Consider the following 17,660-nt stretch of genomic DNA (forward strand, 5'->3'; position numbering starts at 1 on the left):
CGGTGCCTCCTGTGATCGCGGTCATGGACACAACCCCAACTGTCGCCGCTGGCCTGTCCGGCTGGTAGCGCACATCGCCCAGGTTTTCGGCTACTGTGCTGTGACATGTCACAACTGTCGTGGCGCGGCTTCGAGCACCGGCTGCCGAAAGTCGTCGAACGGACGATCCGCCGGTACGTCGAGACCTCCCCGCATTACCGCGGCGAGGTGCCCGCACACCTGCACCCGCACATGGCGCACACGGTCCGCGAGTTCGGCCGGATGTTCGCGCGCGCGGCGCGGGAGGGGAACGAGCCGCGCGAGGACGAGCTGGAGCTGTTCCGGCAGCGGGGCCGGGAGCGGGGCGCGGAGGGACTGCCGGTCAGCGAGTTCATGAACGCGTACCTGCTGGCGGCCGAGGAGGTGTGGGCGGAGGTCCAGGATCTTTCCGACGGGTCTCCGCCCAGCGACACGGCCGCGGTGCTGCTGAAGTGCGTGCACCGGGTGATGAACGCGGCCGTGCGGGCGCACCAGAAGGAATTCCAGATCGCGGACCGCGAACAACGCGAGGCGGCACGGGCTCTCGTGCGGCGGCTGGCCGCGGGGGAGGTGCTCCCGGAACCGGCGGACGTCCGGCTCGCCCCGGCTTACGGCGTGCTGGCGCTGCGCTTCGCCGCGGATCCGGCGGATTCAGTCGGCGACGCGGTCGGCCGTCATCTGGCCGGGCAGCGGAAGGCGCGGTTGCTGTTGCAGCACCTGCATCGCGAACTGTCCGGCGACGTCTTGGCCGCCTTGGACACGGACGGCGGTCTGTTGCTGATTCCGTCCACTTCGGACAGTCCGGCGGCGGCGCTGGCCGAGGCCCGGCAGGCTGTTCAGCGCGCGCATCAGACGACCGGGGTGGAAATCACCGGCGGGTTCGCCCACGCGGCCGAGCTGGCGGAGATCCCTGCGGCGGTGGCGGAAGCGGAGCGACTGCTGCGGCTGAATTCGGTCCCCGACACGGTCGCGGTGCTCGCGGACCACCTCTTCGAATACCAGCTGAACCACGACAGCGCGGCCACCCCTCAACTGCGTGCGCTCGCGGCGCGGCTGAGCGGCGAGCCCGATCTGACGACGACGCTCCGGACGTACTTCGACACTGATTTCAACCGGCGCGAGACCGCACGGAAGCTGCATGTCCATCCGAACACTGTGGACAATCGCCTGTCCCGCATCGCCAACCTGACCGGCGCGGACCCGCGGACGGCCAAAGGGCTTCTGCTGCTCGGCGCGTCGCTGGGCTTGGCGGGCTGAGCGATTATCCTAGGAACGATCCTTCCCAGGATAAACTCCGCGCCGCGCCGTAGACTCAAACCTATGGCCGGAGCATCGACGGAACTACGCGAGCTGGGACAGTTCTTCCAGCACCGACGCGCCGAACTGCAACCGCACCAGGTCGGTCTCGCCGTGCCTGCCGCGGAGCGTCGCCGCGTGCCCGGGCTCCGCCGCGAGGAGATCGCTCAGCTGGTCTCGATCAGCACGGACTACTACACCCGCATCGAACAGGGCCGGCTCGCCCCGTCCGAACCGGTGTTGGCCGCGCTGGAGCGAAACCTGCGCCTGGACGACGAACAACGCGACTACGTCCGCACCCTCCTCGCCCGATCGGACGGGCAGCCGCCCCGGGAACCCGCCCGGCGCCGCCGCTCGATCCGGCCGCAGATCGAGCGTCTGCTGGGCCAGCTCGACAACGTGCCCGCCCTGGTGTTCAGCCGGTACCTGGACATCCTGGCGTGGAACGACCTCGCCGCCGCGCTGCTGGTGGATTTCGGGACGATCCCGGAAAAGGACCGCAACTACATCCGGCTCGTGTTCACGAATCCGGAAATGCGGGCGCGGTATCCGGAATGGGAGCAGGTCGCGCGCACATGCGTGGCGGTGCTGCGGATGAACGCCGCCGGCAACCCGACCGACCCCGCACTGTCCCGTCTGGTCGGAGATTTGTCCTTGTACAGCCCCGATTTCGGCCGCTGGTGGGCCGAACGACGGGTAGCGCACCAGAACTTCGGCACGAAAACCGTCGCGCATCCGGAAGTGGGGGAGATGTCGCTGGACTGGGACAGCTTCCAGCAGGCCGGGAACGAGGACCAGCAGCTGGTGATCTGGTCGGCCGAACCCGGCTCGGAAGCCGCGGCCCGGCTGGAGCGGCTGAAGGAGCTAATCGCCGAGCGGTGATCGTCGCCGTTGCCGAGGTGGCAATTCTTGCCGGGCAGCTCTGGCCAATGAACCTCAGCGCACAGTCCGGCAAGGGGAACTCGATCCTGCCGGGCTTCGACGGCGTATTCGACGGCACGGTGGCGACGACGCCGAAACCGATCGCTTCTTCAACGACGAAGGTGGTTGGGTGATGTTCGTGCATGCCGGGACCGCGCTCAACGCGCACCTCACCGACCCCGACGGCGAGGCGGTGCAAAGCTGCAGCACTCCGCAGCACCCGGTGAGCCGGTCCGGGGGAGCGCGGATCAACGCGGCCATCCGCAAAGTCTGTGCCTGACCCGCGAAAGTGCGTTCCCAGAAACCCAGAGGACGAATACTTCGAGGCTCCTCGATCCGTCTGCGGCGTTCCAACCCCGGCCGGTCCGCAGCCCTCGGCCGTGGCTCGGTCCGGCTGGCTAACGCTCGGAAACCTTGCCGCCGTCCACTTCCAGCCGGCGGGTCACCGCGACCGCGTCGAGCATCCGGCGGTCGTGCGTCACCAGCAGGAGCGTGGCGGGGTAATCGTCCAAAGCGGACTCGAGCTGTTCGATCGCGGGCAGGTCCAGGTGGTTGGTCGGCTCGTCCAGCACCAGCAGGTTCACCCCGCGCGCCTGCAGCAACGCCAGCGCCGCACGGGTCCGCTCGCCGGGCGAAAGCGTCGCCGCCGGGCGCAGCACGTGCGCGGCCTTGAGCCCGAATTTCGCCAGCAGAGTACGGACTTCCGCGTCGGCGAGGGACGGGACCTCGCGGGCGAACGCCTCCGCGAGCGGGACGTCGCCGAGGAACAGCCGGCGGGCCTGGTCGACCTCGCCGACCACCACGCCCGGTCCGAGCGCGGCGTTGCCCTCGTCCAGCGGCAACCGGCCGAGCAGCGCCGCCAGCAGCGTGGATTTGCCCGAGCCGTTCGCGCCGGTGATGGCGACCTTGTCCGCCCAGTCGATCTGCAGATCCACCGGCCCGAGCGTGAAGCCGCCGCGCCGCACGACCGCGTCCCGCAGCGTCGCGACCACCGCGCCCGCGCGCGGAGCGGCCGCGATCTCCATCCGCAGCTCCCACTCCTTGCGCGGCTCCTCGACGACCTCGAGCCGTTCGATCATCCGGTCCGTCTGGCGCGCCTTCGAGGCCTGCTTCTCGGTGGCTTCGCTGCGGAATTTGCGGCCGATCTTGTCGTTGTCGGTCGCCTTGCGCCGGGCGTTCTTGACGCCCTTCTCCATCCACGCGCGCTGCATGCCCGCCCGGGCTTCGAGCGCCGCGCGGGTATTGGCATATTCCTCGTAGTCCTCGCGCGCGTGCCGCCGCGCGACCTCGCGTTCCTCCAAATAGGACTCGTAGCCGCCGCCGTACGTCTTCACCTGCTGCTGAGCCAGATCCAGCTCCACCACGCGGTCGACCGTGCGGGCCAGGAACTCACGGTCGTGGCTGACCAGCACGGTGCCCGCGCGCAGCCCGGTGACGAACCGCTCCAGCCGGGCGAGCCCGTCGAGGTCGAGGTCGTTCGTCGGCTCGTCGAGCAGGAAGATGTCGTAACGGCTGAGCAGCAGCGACGCGAGCCCGGCGCGCGCCGCCTGCCCGCCGGAGAGCGAAACCATCGGCTGGTCGAGGTCGACGGCCAGCCCGAGGTCCGCGGCGACCTCGCCGGCGCGGTCGTCCAGGTCGGCTCCGCCGAGCGCGAGCCAGCGGTCGAGCGCGGTGCCGTAGGCGTCGTCGGCACCGTCCGCGCCCGCGGTAAGCGCTTCCGTCGCCGCGTCGAGTGCGGTTTGCGCGTCCGCGACGCCGGTGCGTCGCGCGAGGAAGGCGCGCACCGACTCTCCCTCTCGCCGCTCCGGTTCCTGCGGCAGGTGCCCGACCGTCGCGGTCGGCGGGTTCAGCCGGACCTCGCCGGATTCCGGGCGGGCCAGCCCGGCCAGCGTGCGCAGCAAGGTGGACTTCCCGGCGCCGTTGACGCCGACCAGGCCGATCACCTCGCCCGGAGGGACGACGAGATCGAGACCGGAGAAGAGGACGCGGTCACCGTGGCCCGCGGCCAGGTCCTTCGCGACGAGTGTGGCGCTCATATCGGAGCCGAGTTTACGGGGAGCCGTCGCGCCGCGTGCCGTGTGTCGGCTCCGTCACTCCGAGTGGGTACTCTGGGCGGGTTGCCGGGTCCAACAAGAGCAGTGAGGTCGGTGAAAAGCGATGGCGGAACCCGCCCCGGTCCCGTTCGGACAGGGGAAGCAGCGGGCTCCCCGGCCGACCGTCAGCAGACGGCGCGAGGTGAGCCACGCGAGCGCGCGGTCGCTGCTGATGACCGTGCTGGGCGAGTACGTGCTGCCCCGCGACCGTCCGGTGTGGACGTCGATCCTGGTCGAATCCCTCGGCATGCTCGACATCGAGGAGAAGTCCGCGCGCCAGGCGCTGGCGCGGTCCGCGGGGGAGGGCTGGCTGGTGTCGGAGCGCGTCGGCCGCCGCGTCCGGTGGTCGCTGACCCCGCCGGGGAGGCGGCTGCTCACCGAGGGCGCCGAGCGCATATACGCCTTCGGCCGCGACGCGCGCGTCTGGGAGAACCGCTGGCTGATGCTGATCGTCTCCGTCCCGGAGGCGAAACGGGACCTGCGCCACCGCCTGCGCACGCGCCTCACCTGGGCCGGTTTCGGCTCTCCGGTGGCGGGCGTCTGGGTGAGCCCCGACCCGAGCCGCGAGCCCGAGGCGCAGAAGATCGTCGCCGAACTGGGTCTCGAGGCGCAGGCGATGTCCTTCACCGCGGAGTACGGCGCGATCGGCGACCAGGAAAGCATGGTCGCGCGGTCGTGGGATTTGTCCGAGCTGACCGACCGGTACGAGGACTTCATCGACCGCTTCACCGGCGTTTCGCCCTCCGGTGCGCAAGCGGTGCTGCGCGCGCAGACCGAACTGGTGCACGAATGGCGCCGGTTCCCGTTCCTCGACCCGCAACTGCCGGCGGAACTGCTGCCGCCGAGCTGGAGCGGAACCAAGGCGGCCGAGCTGTTCCACCGCAAGCACGTGGAATGGCGGCCGACCGCGCAAGCGTATTGGGACGAACTCACCGCGAACGAGGAGCAAGCATGACGAGGCTGGAACGCGACGGCGGGCTCGCCGTGCTCACCATCGACGAGCCGCCGCTCAACCTGTACACGAAGCCGCTCCAGGACGCGCTTCTGGACGCGATCGGCTCGCTGGAGGAGACTCCCGCCCGGGCCCTCCTGATCCGCGCCGAAGGCCGCGTCGTGAGCGGCGGTGTCGATGTCGCGCTCTTCGACGCTCAGTCTTCCGCGGCGGAAGCCAAGGTGCTCTTCGACGAGCTGCTCAGCGTCCCCGATCGCCTTGCCGCTCTGCCGTTCCCGACGGTGTTCGCCGCGCACGGGCTCTGCTTGACGTGGGCGTTCGAGGTCGCGATGGCCTGCGATCTGCTGCTGGCTTCCTCCCGCGCGAAGTTCGGCCTGGTGGAGAAGGTCGTCGGCCTGACCCCCACGATGGGCGGCACCCAACGCCTCGCCGCCCGGGCCGGGGTCGCCCGGGCGAAGGAGTTCGTCTTCACCGGCGAACCCTTCGACGCGGCGACCCTGGAGCGGTGGAACGTCGTCAACCGGGTGCTCCCGGACGAGGGTTTCGACGAGGCTGCGCGGGAGTTCACCCGTCAGCTGGCCGAGGGGCCGACGCAGGCACACGCCGCCACGAAGCGGATCCTGGAACACTTCGAGCACGGCGGAGTGCCGGAGGCCAACGCGCACGTGACGGCTATTGCGGCGGAGCTGTACAACACCGAGGACCTGCGGGGTGCGGTGAAGTCGTTCCTGGCTGAGGGACCGGGGAAGGCTCGGTTCGCCGGCCGCTGATTTCGGGTTCGCTGCCCGGCCCTGGTCCCTGTGCGGGACCAGGGCCGGCTGCTGTGGCGGCCCTGCGGCTCGGTTGATCTTCGCGTCTTCCCGGTCCGGACTCGTTCGCCTTGATTTGGCGGGTTTGTGCAGGTCAGGAAGTAATGGAGACCTCGTTGCAGGGCCGGTGGGGAGACCCGCTAGAGTAGTCGCATCGCACTCCACGAGGGGTTCCTCGGGGAGTGAGGAGTCCGGGCTGTGGCGCAGTTTGGTAGCGCACTTGACTGGGGGTCAAGGGGTCGCAGGTTCAAATCCTGTCAGCCCGACCGGACGAACGAGCCGCTTGGCTTGGGTGAAAGCCCAGGTCGGGCGGCTTTTTTGCTTCCCGAGACTGGAAGGGTTTTGATCAACAGCCACTAGCGCTTGGGGACCATTTGGGGACCAGGGTCACGACTTGGCGATACAGCCGACAGCCGAGCCGTCCAAATAGGACCGTGGGGTGCCAGGCGACTACCCGTCCGGCACCCCACAGCTTCATCCCTTACTTCTTGTGCTTTGTCGGGTCAACCTCGACGTAGCCCTGCCCCTTCTTGGGGGTCGGCGGCATCGGCTTCCCCTTGATGGCGGTAACTTCGGTCTTGCTGCCCGGAACCTTGTACTGACCGGACGAAGGCGCCGGAGTGCCCGGCGGGATGACTTTGCGCGCCATCTCAACCTCCTGTGTTCGCTGCGAGCTCGAACACCTCAGACTGGGAGCGGCCTTGATGCCATCCCAGCCTCCTTGTACGGTCGCAGCGCATCCCCATGCAACTGGACCCCGGCCGAGGCGTTGACCCCGGTCGGGGTCTTTTCCTGTTCGCTACGCAGAAGCGTAGCCCACGCCACCGACAGGAAACGCAACATCTAGTGTTGAACGAAAGGGTGAATCTCTATCAGTAGTGGTTCGGTCGCCGAAAGCGAACACCTGTGCGACAGGCTCACGCCTGTCAAACAGCTCGAAGCCGCCGCCGCTTCGGAGACCGCAGATGCAATGTCAGAAGGTCTCCTGCGTCCGTCACCGACTGGCGATCCGGATGCAAGTACCGCTGTGTCGTCGTTAGCGAGCCGTGGCCCGCGATCTTCCGCAGGTGATGCACCGGGACACCGGCATCCGCCATCCACGTAAGCCCCGTATGCCGCAAGTCGTGACGGCGAAGGTGGTCGTACCCCAGCTTCGACACCACCTCATCCCACGACGTCGCGTCGCGGAGCACGGCCGTCGTAATCCGACCACCGCGCGGCCCCTGGAACAGCCGGGCATCCGGGTCGCGATCAACGAGAGCCATCCGCCGCTCGACCAACTCCCGAATGTCCTCGATCAGCGGCACGTCCCGCGCCCGCTTGCCCTTAGTTCCCTTGTCCACTAACCCACCCGGTGACGGCGTCGTCTGGCGTCGGACGTTCCACATCCACTCTTTGGTGTCGATGTCCCGCACCCGGCAGCCCGAAACCTCCCCAATCCGGGCAGCCGTGCACGCAGCGAACAACACCACGTCGCCCCAGCCGCGATACTCATCGGACGACCGCGCCACCAGCGCATCCGCCAGCGTCGTCAACGCGTGCCAGTCCGGAAGCGCCAACGACCGCGGATCGTCCAACTCGTCCTCAGCCCGCTTGTACCCCTGCTGCCAGCCCGACACCCGCGCCGGGTTCCGGTCGATCAACTCGTCGCGCACGGCCTGCTCCATCACCCGCACAAGCACGGCGATGCTGTTCTTCACGGTCGACCGTCCGCATTCGTCCGCGATCCACCCATGAACCGCCCGGTCAACCGCCCCGTTCGTAATCATGCTGACCGGCAGATGCCCCAACGTCGGCACAACCCGCTTGCGCCAGCCGGCCAGGTACGGGTCCGTCGTCTTCGCTTCCAACCCACGCAAGGCAAGCGGCATGTTGACGTCGCCGTACTCGGCCAGCGACATAGTCGCCGTCAGCGGGTCGATACCTTGCGCCGCAGCACGTTCAATCCGCGAGACCCACGCCCGAGCTTCGTCCTCCTCCGCGAACGCCTCAGACTTACTCGGCCGCTTCTTCGTCACCGGATCAATCCACCGCACACGAGCCTTGTACGGCTTGGCCCGATCAGGCCGGTACTCGATATTCGACGACAGCGAGACGCCGATCGGCAGCCCGGTCTCGGCGGCCATTACGCGGCCACCGTCCCAGGATCGACGCGCTTGCTGCGAAGCCAAGCCTCAACGTCGGCAGCGTTGTAGATCGTCACGCGCTCCGAGAGCTGCACAAACGGCGGCCCTTGCGGTGGCCGAGAAGTACGCCAACGCCGCACGGACGACGGATCGACGCCCAACAACTCGGCCAGCTCCTCAGTGGTGAACCACTGCTCACCCAGAAGCCGTAGCTCCATCTCGTCCTCCTCCCTCACGCTGCCAACCGAGTTGCCGAAGTTTCCGGCGGTCTCGCCGCCAGTAGCGCCCGGTCGTACTCGGCCCTCCACGCAATCCGCTCCGCGATCGCACGCATCACCAGGTGAGGCCGAGGCGGGACCTGCGGATCTCCTGGTTCGACCTTCCGCCAGACCAGATGCGACCGGTCGACGTCTGGCTTCTCGATCCCGACCGCCGCGAGCGACTGCAACACGAACGCCCGCCGGTCGGCCTTGTGGTCCACCAGCGTCTTGCCCGACCACTTCCGCGAGACCAACACACGACGCCCCGGCAGCCCCAGCGTCGAGCGTCGGTGCGCGCGACCCTTGCAGTGGCCGGGAGTCGTCTTGCCTGTCGCGCCCTTGGGTTGGATGCCGTACAGCAGCCAGACCGCGCAGCGCGGCGAACACGGCGTGATGGCCAGTTCGGCGTGAAGCCGGTCGTGATGGTCCCGCTGCGCGGCGGTATCGGCGTCGACCACCTCACCGGTTGACTTGGTGAGGTATTTCGTCAGGTACCCGATGTGCCGCCCGGCTTCCTCGCTGCCGCCGAGAATCCCCTTCGAGTGCACCTGTTCCCCGAACCGGACGACATGCGCAGGTTCCTCGACGTCCTCAACGGCGTCGTCCCACGAGACCAGCGGAGCCCGGCTGTCAGGGTCCACGAACGCGCGCATATCGGGTTCCCACAGCGGTTTCCGGTCTCCGGCGTACAAGATCTGGTCATGGTTGGGCCACCACACCTGGTGGTAGGTAGCTTCGGTGACCAAGCGAATGACATCGTGAGGGATCGAACCACGGAGCGCCGCATGCAGATGAGGCGCGGCGCGTTTCTGCGGTTCAACGGTCGCGAAGTACTGCACGTCGAACCCGACGACGCGGCGAAGGTTCTGCCACCACCGATCCACCAGAGCCGCGAAGTGCACCGCATCCCGAGCGGCCCGCCGGTAGTCATAGGTCGCGGGGTTGACCGGCGATCCGTCCGAACGGACCCGCCCATAGGTGTCGCAGGTGAGAGTTACGAACATCGACGGCCGGAATCGTCCGGCGAACTCCCTGCCCACGGTGGTCTTGGCAACCTTGCGGCGAGGAAGGTTCGGTGCGTCCTGGCGACGTTTGGTCGAGCGTTTCACCGCCCGCTTGACCGGAGCCTCGACGGCCGGGAGCCGCCCAATCATGCCCGATTCCCGCAGGTCCGTATCCACAGCGGCGATCTCGGTGCGTAGAGCCTCAGCGTCGTCCGCGTGGGCGTCGCGGTAGGCAGCGACCAAGTCGGCGCGATAAGTCATCAGCTCGGTCTGTGCGGCCGTGGGTTCGGCCCGAGTAATGACCGGTTCCTCAGCGAGGTGCCAGCCCTCTCGGCATTGCGCTTGCCGCAGCGCTTTCGCCTTGCGGGCACACGGCAAACAGACAGATTCCACTGTGGACCCGCACGGGACGGGCACGTAGCGCAGCTCCCCGGTATCAGTGTCGGCGACCTCCATCGTGAACGGCCGCACGCACACTCCGTGCTTCTCCGCAGTCGCCTTCACAACATCGGCAGCCAGCGCCCCACGTGTGCGCTCGACCCTGGTTTCGGTGCTCATGCGGCCGCCTCTCCGCCACGTGCCCAGTCGCGCAGCAGCCACACCGGCATCTCCTGCTCGGTGCGCGGAGGCAGGTCAGGAAACGTCACGGGGTCGAACGGGACCCCGCCGTAGACCGTCACCGGAATACCGCACGGCGTCCGGCCACTCAGCTCCAACTGAACCCGATCCCCCGAGCGCCACAAGCTCACGCGGGGTGCGTCCAGGGTCGCCGCCCAGGTGCTCAGCCCATGCGCGACTCCGGTCACCGTGTCGGTGTCGAGGTGCACGCTCACCGGCGTGGACCAGGTGGTGACCTCGATCGAGCAAGCCGGAGGGAGCGCATGCGCGTCGAGGTGATCGCGGATGGCGTCGAGGAAGATCATGAGCCGATTCATGCCGCCCTCCTTTCCTCGGCCTGCGCGTGGTCGAGGTGGTGGGTGCCGCCGTTGGTCACGTACTGCTCCAACGCCTTCACCGTGTCGTCCGACACCCAACCCGCGCGGACGCGCAGGGGTTCGCGGATGCCTTCGCCCCACACGTAGCCGGTGCCGGGCATGGTCTCCGGGATGCGGTTGGCCCACGCCCCGCGTTCGTACGCGCCGTCGCCGAGAACCATCCCGACATGGGTTTTGGAGGTGACTCGCAGGCAGACGCGGCGGGTGAACAGCTCCCGCACCGGCACCGTGTCCTTCGTCGGCTCCTGCACATAGCCGCGGACCGACACCCCCAACGCCCGGCCCTGCGTGTTGAGCACTGCGACGTGTTCCACGATCGCCTCGCGGGCCTTGCGGTCGGTGTAGCGGGTCAACGCGCCGATCTCGTCGAACTCCAGCAGCTCCAACGGAAACTCCTGCGACAACGGCACATCCCGGGTCCGCCCGGCGAACTCCCGCTTACGGTGTTCCAGCTCGTCCCGCAACCCCTCCAGCAGTTCCAGAGTGTCCTTGCCGGACACGGCATAGCGGGCGAAGATCCCACGCCCGTACGCCAATTCCATGCCCTTCGGGTCCACACCGGACACCCGCACCAGCCCGGAACGGATCGCCGAAGCGGCCGACACCAGCGGGGACCACATGACCGAGTTCTTCCCGGCACCGCTGGCACCGGCGACGAGGATGTGCGCGCCCGCACCGGTCAACGGCAGCCGCCACGGCGTCCCGTACTCCGTCGTCCCCGCATACACCGCTCGCAGGTTCACCCCGGCAGGTTCCAGGCCAGGCAGCTCACGGCACCGGACGGGGGTGGTGAGCAGGTCGCGGCGCATGAAGTCCAGCGACACCACATCCGGCGCGATCTCCCGCACCTGCACCCGCGACACCTTCCGCGCCGTCGCCAACGCCCGCGCCGCCTCGTCGAAATCCTCCGGCTTCTGCCCCGGAACCAACCGCACCCGGACCTCGTCCCACGACGCCCCCGACCGCACCCGCACCACCGCAGGCACCGCCACCCCCGACGTCTTCCGCGCCTGCGTGATCGCCTGGCGCTTCCGCCGCCGCGACACCAGATTGACCGTCACGTCCACCGGGATGGCTTCGTCGCGGACAGTCAGGCCGCAGGCATGCAGCCAGTCCGGCAGCTTGCGCCCGTAGACCGCCCAGCGCAGCCACCACGCCCGCAGCCACCGACCGCACCACCGGTCAAACCCGACCACATCGAGCTGATGCCAGACCACCGCGATCAGCGCCAGCGTGACGAGCACGACCGCCAGCGACAGCCAGCCCCACCACCGCAACCACGCCACGATCACGAGCAACGCGAGACCGGTGCGCCACCGGGTGACGATCTGCCGGGCCAGCCAGCCGACCGCCCGCAGCACTGTCCAGAACGCGAATCCCAGGAATGCCAACGCTGCCAGCGTTTCCACAATGGACGCCAACGCACGCCCCAGCTTCGCCAAAATCCACAACACCACCGCGACACCCGCGCCGACAGCGATCACCACAGCCGCGTTCATCGACGCTCACCGCCCTCAGCCGCGGTGAGGTCAAGCGGCAACATTCCTTGACATGCCGCGCACTTCGCTTCTCCCCGCACAAGTCGGGCGAACTTTTTGCATGCGGCGCAACGCATCCGGGTGACCCCCGTTGACGCACGCCGTCCAGAACCGGTTATGTTCGTCATTGTTCACTTCCCAGTGGACAGCGCAGAACCGGTGACGGTTGGCAGCCAGAGGCCGGTTCTGCGTTTATACGGAACAATTCCAAGCGCAAATGGGCGCGTTGAACACAGCACACGTCGCCGTGCGCTTTTTTCAGTACCCGCTAAGGTTTTCCCGCTAGTCGGTGGCCGACTCGTCCGTGGTCGGTTCCTCGCCGGTCAGGAGCCGGTTCAGCCCGGCGTCAGTCGCCCGCCGCTGCGCCTTCACCTCTTTCAGGAGCTGGTCGACCACCACCGACAGCCGCGCCAGCGATTCCGCCGGAGACAACGCAGCCGCCCGCAGCCGCTCGATCGTCACCGTGTACGGGGTGGCTTCCTTCCCGACCAGGAACACGCCCATCCCGCGATGCGGGCAGTACACGACATCCGAGGTGTCCTTCAGCGCGTACCGGCTGAACGCCTCCGCAGTCACCGCCTGACTCGGAGCCAGGCGGATAGTCATCGTCCGCGACAGCCCGATCAAGTCCTTGAGGAACCGCGTCTGCCGCAGCATCACCTCGGCATCCCCGAAGTGGTTCCGCAGCGCCTCCGACCCGATGAACATCTGCGCCGGGATCGCGCCCGCGCCGAAGATGATCCGGTTGCGGTCCATCCGGCTCTCGACCACCTGGTCCAGCTTCTCCTTGTCCCGCAGGTCCGGGCCGAACACCAGCCGCGCGTAATCCGGGACCTGCAGCAGATCCGGAATCAGCAGCGGAGCCCATACCGTCACGGCCGTCGCGACCCGCTCGTGCGCGATCAATGTCGTGTAGTGGGCCGGGTCAGCCTGCGAACCGACCGAGGACCAGCTCGGGCCCGTCACGCCATGCGCCAGCAGCATGATCCACGCTTTCCGCTCCCCGGTCACTCCGAGAGCACCGAGCACGTTCGACACCTCTTCCGGGGTCGGGACCCGCTGACCGAGTTCCCAGTTCGACAACAACGCCGGGTTCACCCCGATCCGCCGCGCCAGCTCCCGCAACCCGAACCGCGCCTCGATCCGGGCATCTCGCAACGCCGCCCCCAGGCCGCGTGCTCGCGGGCTCGCCATCTCCGTGCCACGCATCAACCACACCTCCGGCCCGGGATCGTCCCTGTCTGCAAACCAAGAACACCCATCTACGCCGCCTTGCCCTCACCCGACGCCGACGACGCACCCGCCGACCTCGACGACGACTTGCCCGCAGCGGCCCTGAACCCCGTCGCCCGAAAGACGTACGTCTGATACTTGAACTCGCCCTGCCCGCCGACACGCGGCTCCGCCGTCAGGCCGTCCAGCTCGACCGGCCGCATCCCCGGCAACGCCTCCGCCGTCGTCGGCACCGGCTGCACATCCGCCAGGAACGTCACCTCGAACGAGGCCCGCTTCGCCTTCGTCTCACCCGGGTCCGTGACCGCAGCCCTCCATTGGCGCTTCCCGGTCACCTCATCCACCCGTTGCCGCACCGGACGCCCCGCAGCCCGGTCCTCCCGAGACTGATACTCGTTGTCCGGAATAACTTCCCCCACCATCACCAGTCCCTGCGGGAACGCCTCGTCGAAGTCGATCGCAAACCGGTGTCCCTTTTCGATAGCCATAACCGCTAGCTCCCTGTGTTCTTTGTCAGTCAGTCGTGTCCGGCGCCTCGCCGCCGTAGTCCGTCCGTGTCGCTGCGCTCAGCGCCGTCTCTGCTTCGTGAAGTTGCTTGCCCAGAACCGCGATCGCGTCGGAGTCGACGAGCAGGACCACGGGGAACGCCTTGCCGAAGCGGATCTCCGCTCGGTTCGCATACGTCAGCGCGCGGACGCGGATCGGCAGGTCTGCCGTCACGTGGATCTGGACCGTGTCGCGCATGTCGTCCGCGCCTAAACCACGTACTTGCGCGGCACCGGCGCGGACGAACCGCTCGACTCGCCTCCGAGCGTCGACGCCGTACTTGCAGTCGTCATGTCTGCCTCCTTCGGGCTCTGCCGCCGAGCGAGTCTCGGCAACGTGCCACCCAATCTCCGGCAAAAGGCGGGACATGATCACCACGTGGCAGGACATCTTGGGACGTCCCTGGTACGGTCGAAGACGTCCCTAAAAGTCCCAAGGGGGTGCGGATGCCCAACGAACGGCTGCGTGACGCGCTGCTGCGCAACGGGCTCACGCTGGAACAAGTGGCCAAGGCGCTCAGCGTCGACCAGAAGACGGTCGAGCGGTGGATCACCAAAGGCCGCACCCCGTACCCGAAGCACCGGCACAAGATCGCCGCGATGGCGCGCGAATCGGAGACCTACCTGTGGCCGGACTCCGTCGCACCGGAACGCCGGGCCGAGACTGCCGCCGCCGAGGTGGTGAGCGTGTTCCCGCACCGCAACGCCATCCCGGTCGAGCTGTGGGACCGGCTGATCAACGACGCGTCAGAGACCGTGGAGATCCTGGTCCACGCGGCCCTGTTCCTGGTCGAACGCCCGCGGTTCATCAAGGACATCGCAGCCAAGGCCGCGGCCGGCGCGAAGATCCGCCTGGCGTTCGGCGACCCGGACGGGGACAGCGTCGCCCTGCGCGGAGAAGAAGAACAACTCGGCGACGGGACGCTCCCCGCGCGTGTCCGCAACGCGCTGGCGTTCTACCGACCGCTCGTCGGCGTCGAGGGAATCGAGATGCGATTCCACAACACGACGCTCTACAACTCCATCTTCCGCTTCGACGACGAAATGATCATCAACACGCACGTCTACGGATTCCAGGGCGCCCACGCACCGTCGCTCCACCTGCGCCGACTCTCCGCCGGGGACCTCTTCGAGACCTACTCGGAGAGCTTCGAGACCGTCTGGAACCTCGCCAAGCCCGCCACCATCTAGGAGGCACCACATGGCACGCGTCGACTACTACAACGACCCCAACGCACCCGAGGCCAACAGCATCGCGGTCGCGGTGTCGGCCTTCATCCAGGACGAGGAAGGGCGGATTCTCATGATCCGCCGGACGGACAACGACCTGTACGCCATCCCCGGCGGCCAGCTTGAGTTAGGCGAGACGCTTTCCCAAGCCGCCGTCCGGGAGGTGCGCGAGGAAACCGGCATTGAGTGCGAGATTTCAAGCGTCGTCGGACTATACTCCAATCCGCATCACGTCATCGCCTATGACGACGGCGAGGTTCGACAAGAGTTTTCGATTTGCTTCCGCGCCATCCCGGTTGGCGGCAATCCAAAACCGAGTAATGAGAGCAAAGAAGTCCTTTGGGTCCATCTTGCCGATCTCAATAAGCTCAACATCCATCCTTCAATCCGCATAAGGATTCAACACGCTTCAGAAGGTACCGACCGAGTCTTTTTCTCCTAGGTTCCCGCAAGTGCAACTTAGTTGCCGCGTCCTGCACCAGCAACCAGGTCAAGGACTTCTTTCAGCCCCGCGTGAATCCTGAAGGTATCCGCCTCTGGATTGAACCTCGTATTACCGCTTGAATATCGCCAGACGTACTGCGACCCGCCACCCTGGCCGCCAGGCTTCAGGTAGCCGACGACAGAAAATTCAAACAGCTCACGCAGAGCCTCTTTGCTTTTCCCAATCTTATCCATGTCCAGCTTCTTCCAAGCCAAGTCGAAAGAAGTTGACGTGAACTGCATGGAGCCGACGCTCTTAACGACCTCTAGATAATCTTTATAGTGCGGAACCTGCTTTGCAATTTCATCATCAAGCTCGTTTCTAAGGTACTCAGAATACGAAGACCTGGCCTCTAAGACGTGTTCGTTATCAAATTTTTCGTCCGGATCTGCGCCGAACGCTCTGTGCTCTATCAGCACTTGATTGCAGAATTTGATCATATCGCGCGGGCGAAGAAAGGTGCGATCGCAGATGTAAGTGTACTTTGACTTCCGACTCGGCATCTCTCGACCCTCGTTAAAAACACTGTCCCACGAAACCGTTCCTTCACCGTTTAAGACCTGACCGAACCTGCGCTCCATGAGACTTTTAAGCGTGAGACCTCTCCCATACTCCTTCCATTCAATCTTGGACAGGTGGTTCTCGGTAAGCTTATTCTTGTCCTCAAAATGCAGCATCTGGTAGATATCGTCGCGAAGAAATACGATCACTGACGCACGCTTACCATTCTCGGTAGCGATCCGATTTAACTCACGCGACGCCAAAATGAGGCCGATCAGCCTTTGATGGTATGCCTGATCGCCAGGATTGAAACCTAAGTCTAATTGGTCGAAGCAGATGTAGTAGTCATGCTCAGGGTTCAAGCTCTGCATAACGTGCTTGGCAAGCTGTCTATTAACTTCCTGGATGTGGATAGGCAGGTCTTTTACTCTGATTCGCTCGATATCCAGCACTGCGAACGGCGTCCTCAGGCCGCCCTTCAACTTTATTTCCTTGTTGGGCGAGAAGAGCTGCGTCAAATCCGGGTTTCGAGACCCGTACGAGTCAACAACGAACGACTCAATAACCTCCAGCGAGTCCAGGGATTCTTCCCTGATCGCCAATGACTGATCCTGATTCAGTGCGATTTTTGCAAGGCTAAGCAACATCAGGTACTTCCAGCTTTGGATGTACCGTCTCTCCTCCGGGACGCCCGTCTGAGCTTGCAGGTCGTGATGATGCCATGGGTAATCATCAAACGTGTGACCGTCGCTAAAAAGATCATGCGAACGCTCCGATATTAGCCGCCTAAAAATAGCAGTCTTTCCACTTCCTTTCCGGCCAATAATCAGGAACCTCTCATGCTTTCGCGCATCCAGGTAAGCTCCGTGATCCTGAAAGCATTCGTTCAAAAGCAAGTCAGCGTCAGCGTCGATTCCACCGAAGCTGCTGACATTTCCGAGGTCCACTAGCCTTGCCTTCCTTATCCAGAATGTAGCTGCCGAACTTGGCTCTATGGGATCAAGGCGCGCGCCGCCCAGGGCGGCGCGCTGGTCACCTAACGTCCGGCGGCCCCGCCCCCGGGCGGCGCGGATGGCCTGCCGCTCCGCTTCGGCCACCGGCCGCGGGGCGGGCCGCCGAAGGTGCAGCGGCGTGAGCGCGCCGCCCAGGGCGCACACCGGACATGTAGATCCACATGAGACATAGAACGCTCAGAGCCACCCCCGTGTTACTGCTTGCTGTCTGGGCTGCGGAGGCCACTCCCTCGTCGGCGATTGTCTAACGGCGGACCGACACCCTCAAGGGCGCCTCCGGCGTCGCTGGCGCGATGAGCTGCGCTCACCCTTGACCGCGCCACTCCGACGCTAGGTGCGGCAGGGACGAGGAAGAGGCCAGGCTGCCTCCGCACGAGGGCCACCACCCGAGGGCGAGACGGCGACCAAGCAGGCCATGACCAGGCAGGATCTTGGGGACCATTTGGGGACCACACGTCACGCCCGGACCCACACGACCAGGCGTTTCAGACACGCCAGTCGATCAAGCAAACGCGCTCTGAGCTGCGAAAACCCTGACTCCACCGTCCTGGGGGTCAAGGGGTCGCAGGTTCAAATCCTGTCAGCCCGACCGGACGAACGAGCCGCTTGGCTTGGGTGAAAGCCCAGGTCAGGCGGCTTTTT

The 17,660-nt window shown here is 66.2% G+C and carries 19 protein-coding genes and 1 tRNA gene; 9 read left to right on the forward strand and 11 right to left on the reverse strand.

Annotation, left to right across the window (positions count from 1 at the left end):
- The first annotated feature begins 105 nt into the window (after positions 1-105).
- From H5411_RS00485 to H5411_RS00500, 4 genes are all read left to right on the forward strand, one after another.
- The gene (locus H5411_RS00485; protein ID WP_183122595.1) at positions 106-1,275 is read left to right on the forward strand and encodes a PucR family transcriptional regulator; all 1,170 of its coding nucleotides are present in this window, start codon (positions 106-108) and stop codon (positions 1,273-1,275) included.
- 63 nt (positions 1,276-1,338) lie between these two features.
- Entirely contained in the window at positions 1,339-2,196 is an 858-nt protein-coding gene (locus H5411_RS48300) for a helix-turn-helix transcriptional regulator (protein ID WP_183122596.1), read from the forward strand.
- Positions 2,193-2,369, forward strand: coding sequence for a hypothetical protein (locus H5411_RS00495; protein ID WP_183122597.1), 177 nt, complete (start codon positions 2,193-2,195; stop codon positions 2,367-2,369). Before H5411_RS48300 ends, H5411_RS00495 begins: the two co-directional genes overlap by 4 nt.
- Positions 2,366-2,515: a hypothetical protein gene (locus tag H5411_RS00500; RefSeq protein ID WP_183122598.1), complete on the forward strand. Its 150-nt coding sequence runs from the start codon at positions 2,366-2,368 to the stop codon at positions 2,513-2,515. The genes H5411_RS00495 and H5411_RS00500 overlap by 4 nt, the downstream gene beginning before the upstream one ends.
- A 118-nt stretch (positions 2,516-2,633) precedes the next feature.
- Here the strand turns inward: H5411_RS00500 and H5411_RS00505 are convergent, their stop codons facing one another.
- Positions 2,634-4,271: an ABC-F family ATP-binding cassette domain-containing protein gene (locus tag H5411_RS00505; RefSeq protein ID WP_183122599.1), complete on the reverse strand. Its 1,638-nt coding sequence runs from the start codon at positions 4,269-4,271 to the stop codon at positions 2,634-2,636.
- Positions 4,272-4,392: 121 nt separating this feature from the next.
- Here H5411_RS00505 and H5411_RS00510 point away from each other — a divergent pair, with 121 nt between their 5' ends.
- From H5411_RS00510 to H5411_RS00520, 3 genes are all read left to right on the forward strand, one after another.
- Positions 4,393-5,283: a PaaX family transcriptional regulator gene (locus tag H5411_RS00510; RefSeq protein WP_183122600.1), complete on the forward strand. Its 891-nt coding sequence runs from the start codon at positions 4,393-4,395 to the stop codon at positions 5,281-5,283.
- Positions 5,280-6,050, forward strand: coding sequence for an enoyl-CoA hydratase/isomerase family protein (locus tag H5411_RS00515; RefSeq protein ID WP_183122601.1), 771 nt, complete (start codon positions 5,280-5,282; stop codon positions 6,048-6,050). Before H5411_RS00510 ends, H5411_RS00515 begins: the two co-directional genes overlap by 4 nt.
- Before the next feature lie 231 nt (positions 6,051-6,281).
- Positions 6,282-6,355: transfer RNA gene (locus H5411_RS00520), tRNA-Pro, on the forward strand.
- A 215-nt stretch (positions 6,356-6,570) separates the two neighbouring features.
- Here H5411_RS00520 and H5411_RS00525 read toward each other — a convergent pair.
- The 9 genes from H5411_RS00525 to H5411_RS47275 form a co-directional block, all read right to left on the reverse strand.
- The gene (locus H5411_RS00525; RefSeq protein WP_183122602.1) at positions 6,571-6,738 is read right to left on the reverse strand and encodes a hypothetical protein; all 168 of its coding nucleotides are present in this window, start codon (positions 6,736-6,738) and stop codon (positions 6,571-6,573) included.
- Positions 6,739-7,015: 277 nt separating this feature from the next.
- On the reverse strand, positions 7,016-8,215 hold the full coding sequence (locus H5411_RS00530) for a tyrosine-type recombinase/integrase (protein ID WP_183122603.1): 1,200 nt from the start codon (positions 8,213-8,215) through the stop codon (positions 7,016-7,018).
- A complete protein-coding gene (locus H5411_RS00535; protein WP_067587744.1) occupies positions 8,215-8,433 on the reverse strand; it encodes a helix-turn-helix transcriptional regulator in 219 nt (72 codons plus the stop codon). The genes H5411_RS00530 and H5411_RS00535 overlap by 1 nt, the downstream gene beginning before the upstream one ends.
- A 14-nt stretch (positions 8,434-8,447) precedes the next feature.
- Entirely contained in the window at positions 8,448-10,037 is a 1,590-nt protein-coding gene (locus tag H5411_RS00540) for a replication initiator (RefSeq protein ID WP_183122604.1), read from the reverse strand.
- Positions 10,034-10,414, reverse strand: a complete 381-nt coding sequence (locus tag H5411_RS00545; protein ID WP_183122605.1) for a hypothetical protein — start codon at positions 10,412-10,414, stop codon at positions 10,034-10,036. Before H5411_RS00545 ends, H5411_RS00540 begins: the two co-directional genes overlap by 4 nt.
- Positions 10,411-11,973, reverse strand: coding sequence for an FtsK/SpoIIIE domain-containing protein (locus H5411_RS00550; RefSeq protein WP_183122606.1), 1,563 nt, complete (start codon positions 11,971-11,973; stop codon positions 10,411-10,413). Before H5411_RS00550 ends, H5411_RS00545 begins: the two co-directional genes overlap by 4 nt.
- 321 nt (positions 11,974-12,294) lie before the next feature.
- Positions 12,295-13,221 carry a helix-turn-helix domain-containing protein gene (locus tag H5411_RS00555; RefSeq protein ID WP_183122607.1) on the reverse strand — a complete coding sequence of 309 codons (927 nt, stop codon included), beginning with the start codon at positions 13,219-13,221 and terminating at the stop codon, positions 12,295-12,297.
- A 53-nt stretch (positions 13,222-13,274) separates the two neighbouring features.
- Positions 13,275-13,733, reverse strand: a complete 459-nt coding sequence (locus tag H5411_RS00560; RefSeq protein WP_183122608.1) for a hypothetical protein — start codon at positions 13,731-13,733, stop codon at positions 13,275-13,277.
- Between the two features lie 25 nt (positions 13,734-13,758).
- Entirely contained in the window at positions 13,759-14,181 is a 423-nt protein-coding gene (locus tag H5411_RS47275; protein ID WP_246368611.1) for a hypothetical protein, read from the reverse strand.
- Between the two features lie 56 nt (positions 14,182-14,237).
- On the opposite strand from H5411_RS47275, the gene H5411_RS00570 reads away from it, so the two are divergent.
- Positions 14,238-14,981, forward strand: coding sequence for a helix-turn-helix domain-containing protein (locus tag H5411_RS00570; RefSeq protein ID WP_183122609.1), 744 nt, complete (start codon positions 14,238-14,240; stop codon positions 14,979-14,981).
- A gap of 10 nt (positions 14,982-14,991) precedes the next feature.
- Entirely contained in the window at positions 14,992-15,462 is a 471-nt protein-coding gene (locus H5411_RS00575) for an NUDIX hydrolase (protein ID WP_183122610.1), read from the forward strand.
- Positions 15,463-15,479: 17 nt separating this feature from the next.
- On the opposite strand, the gene H5411_RS00580 is transcribed toward H5411_RS00575, so the two are convergent.
- Entirely contained in the window at positions 15,480-17,162 is a 1,683-nt protein-coding gene (locus tag H5411_RS00580) for a P-loop ATPase, Sll1717 family (RefSeq protein WP_183122611.1), read from the reverse strand.
- Positions 17,163-17,660 lie beyond the last annotated feature (498 nt).

This window comes from Amycolatopsis echigonensis, assembly GCF_014174495.1.
Taxonomy (GTDB): domain Bacteria; phylum Actinomycetota; class Actinomycetes; order Mycobacteriales; family Pseudonocardiaceae; genus Amycolatopsis; species Amycolatopsis echigonensis.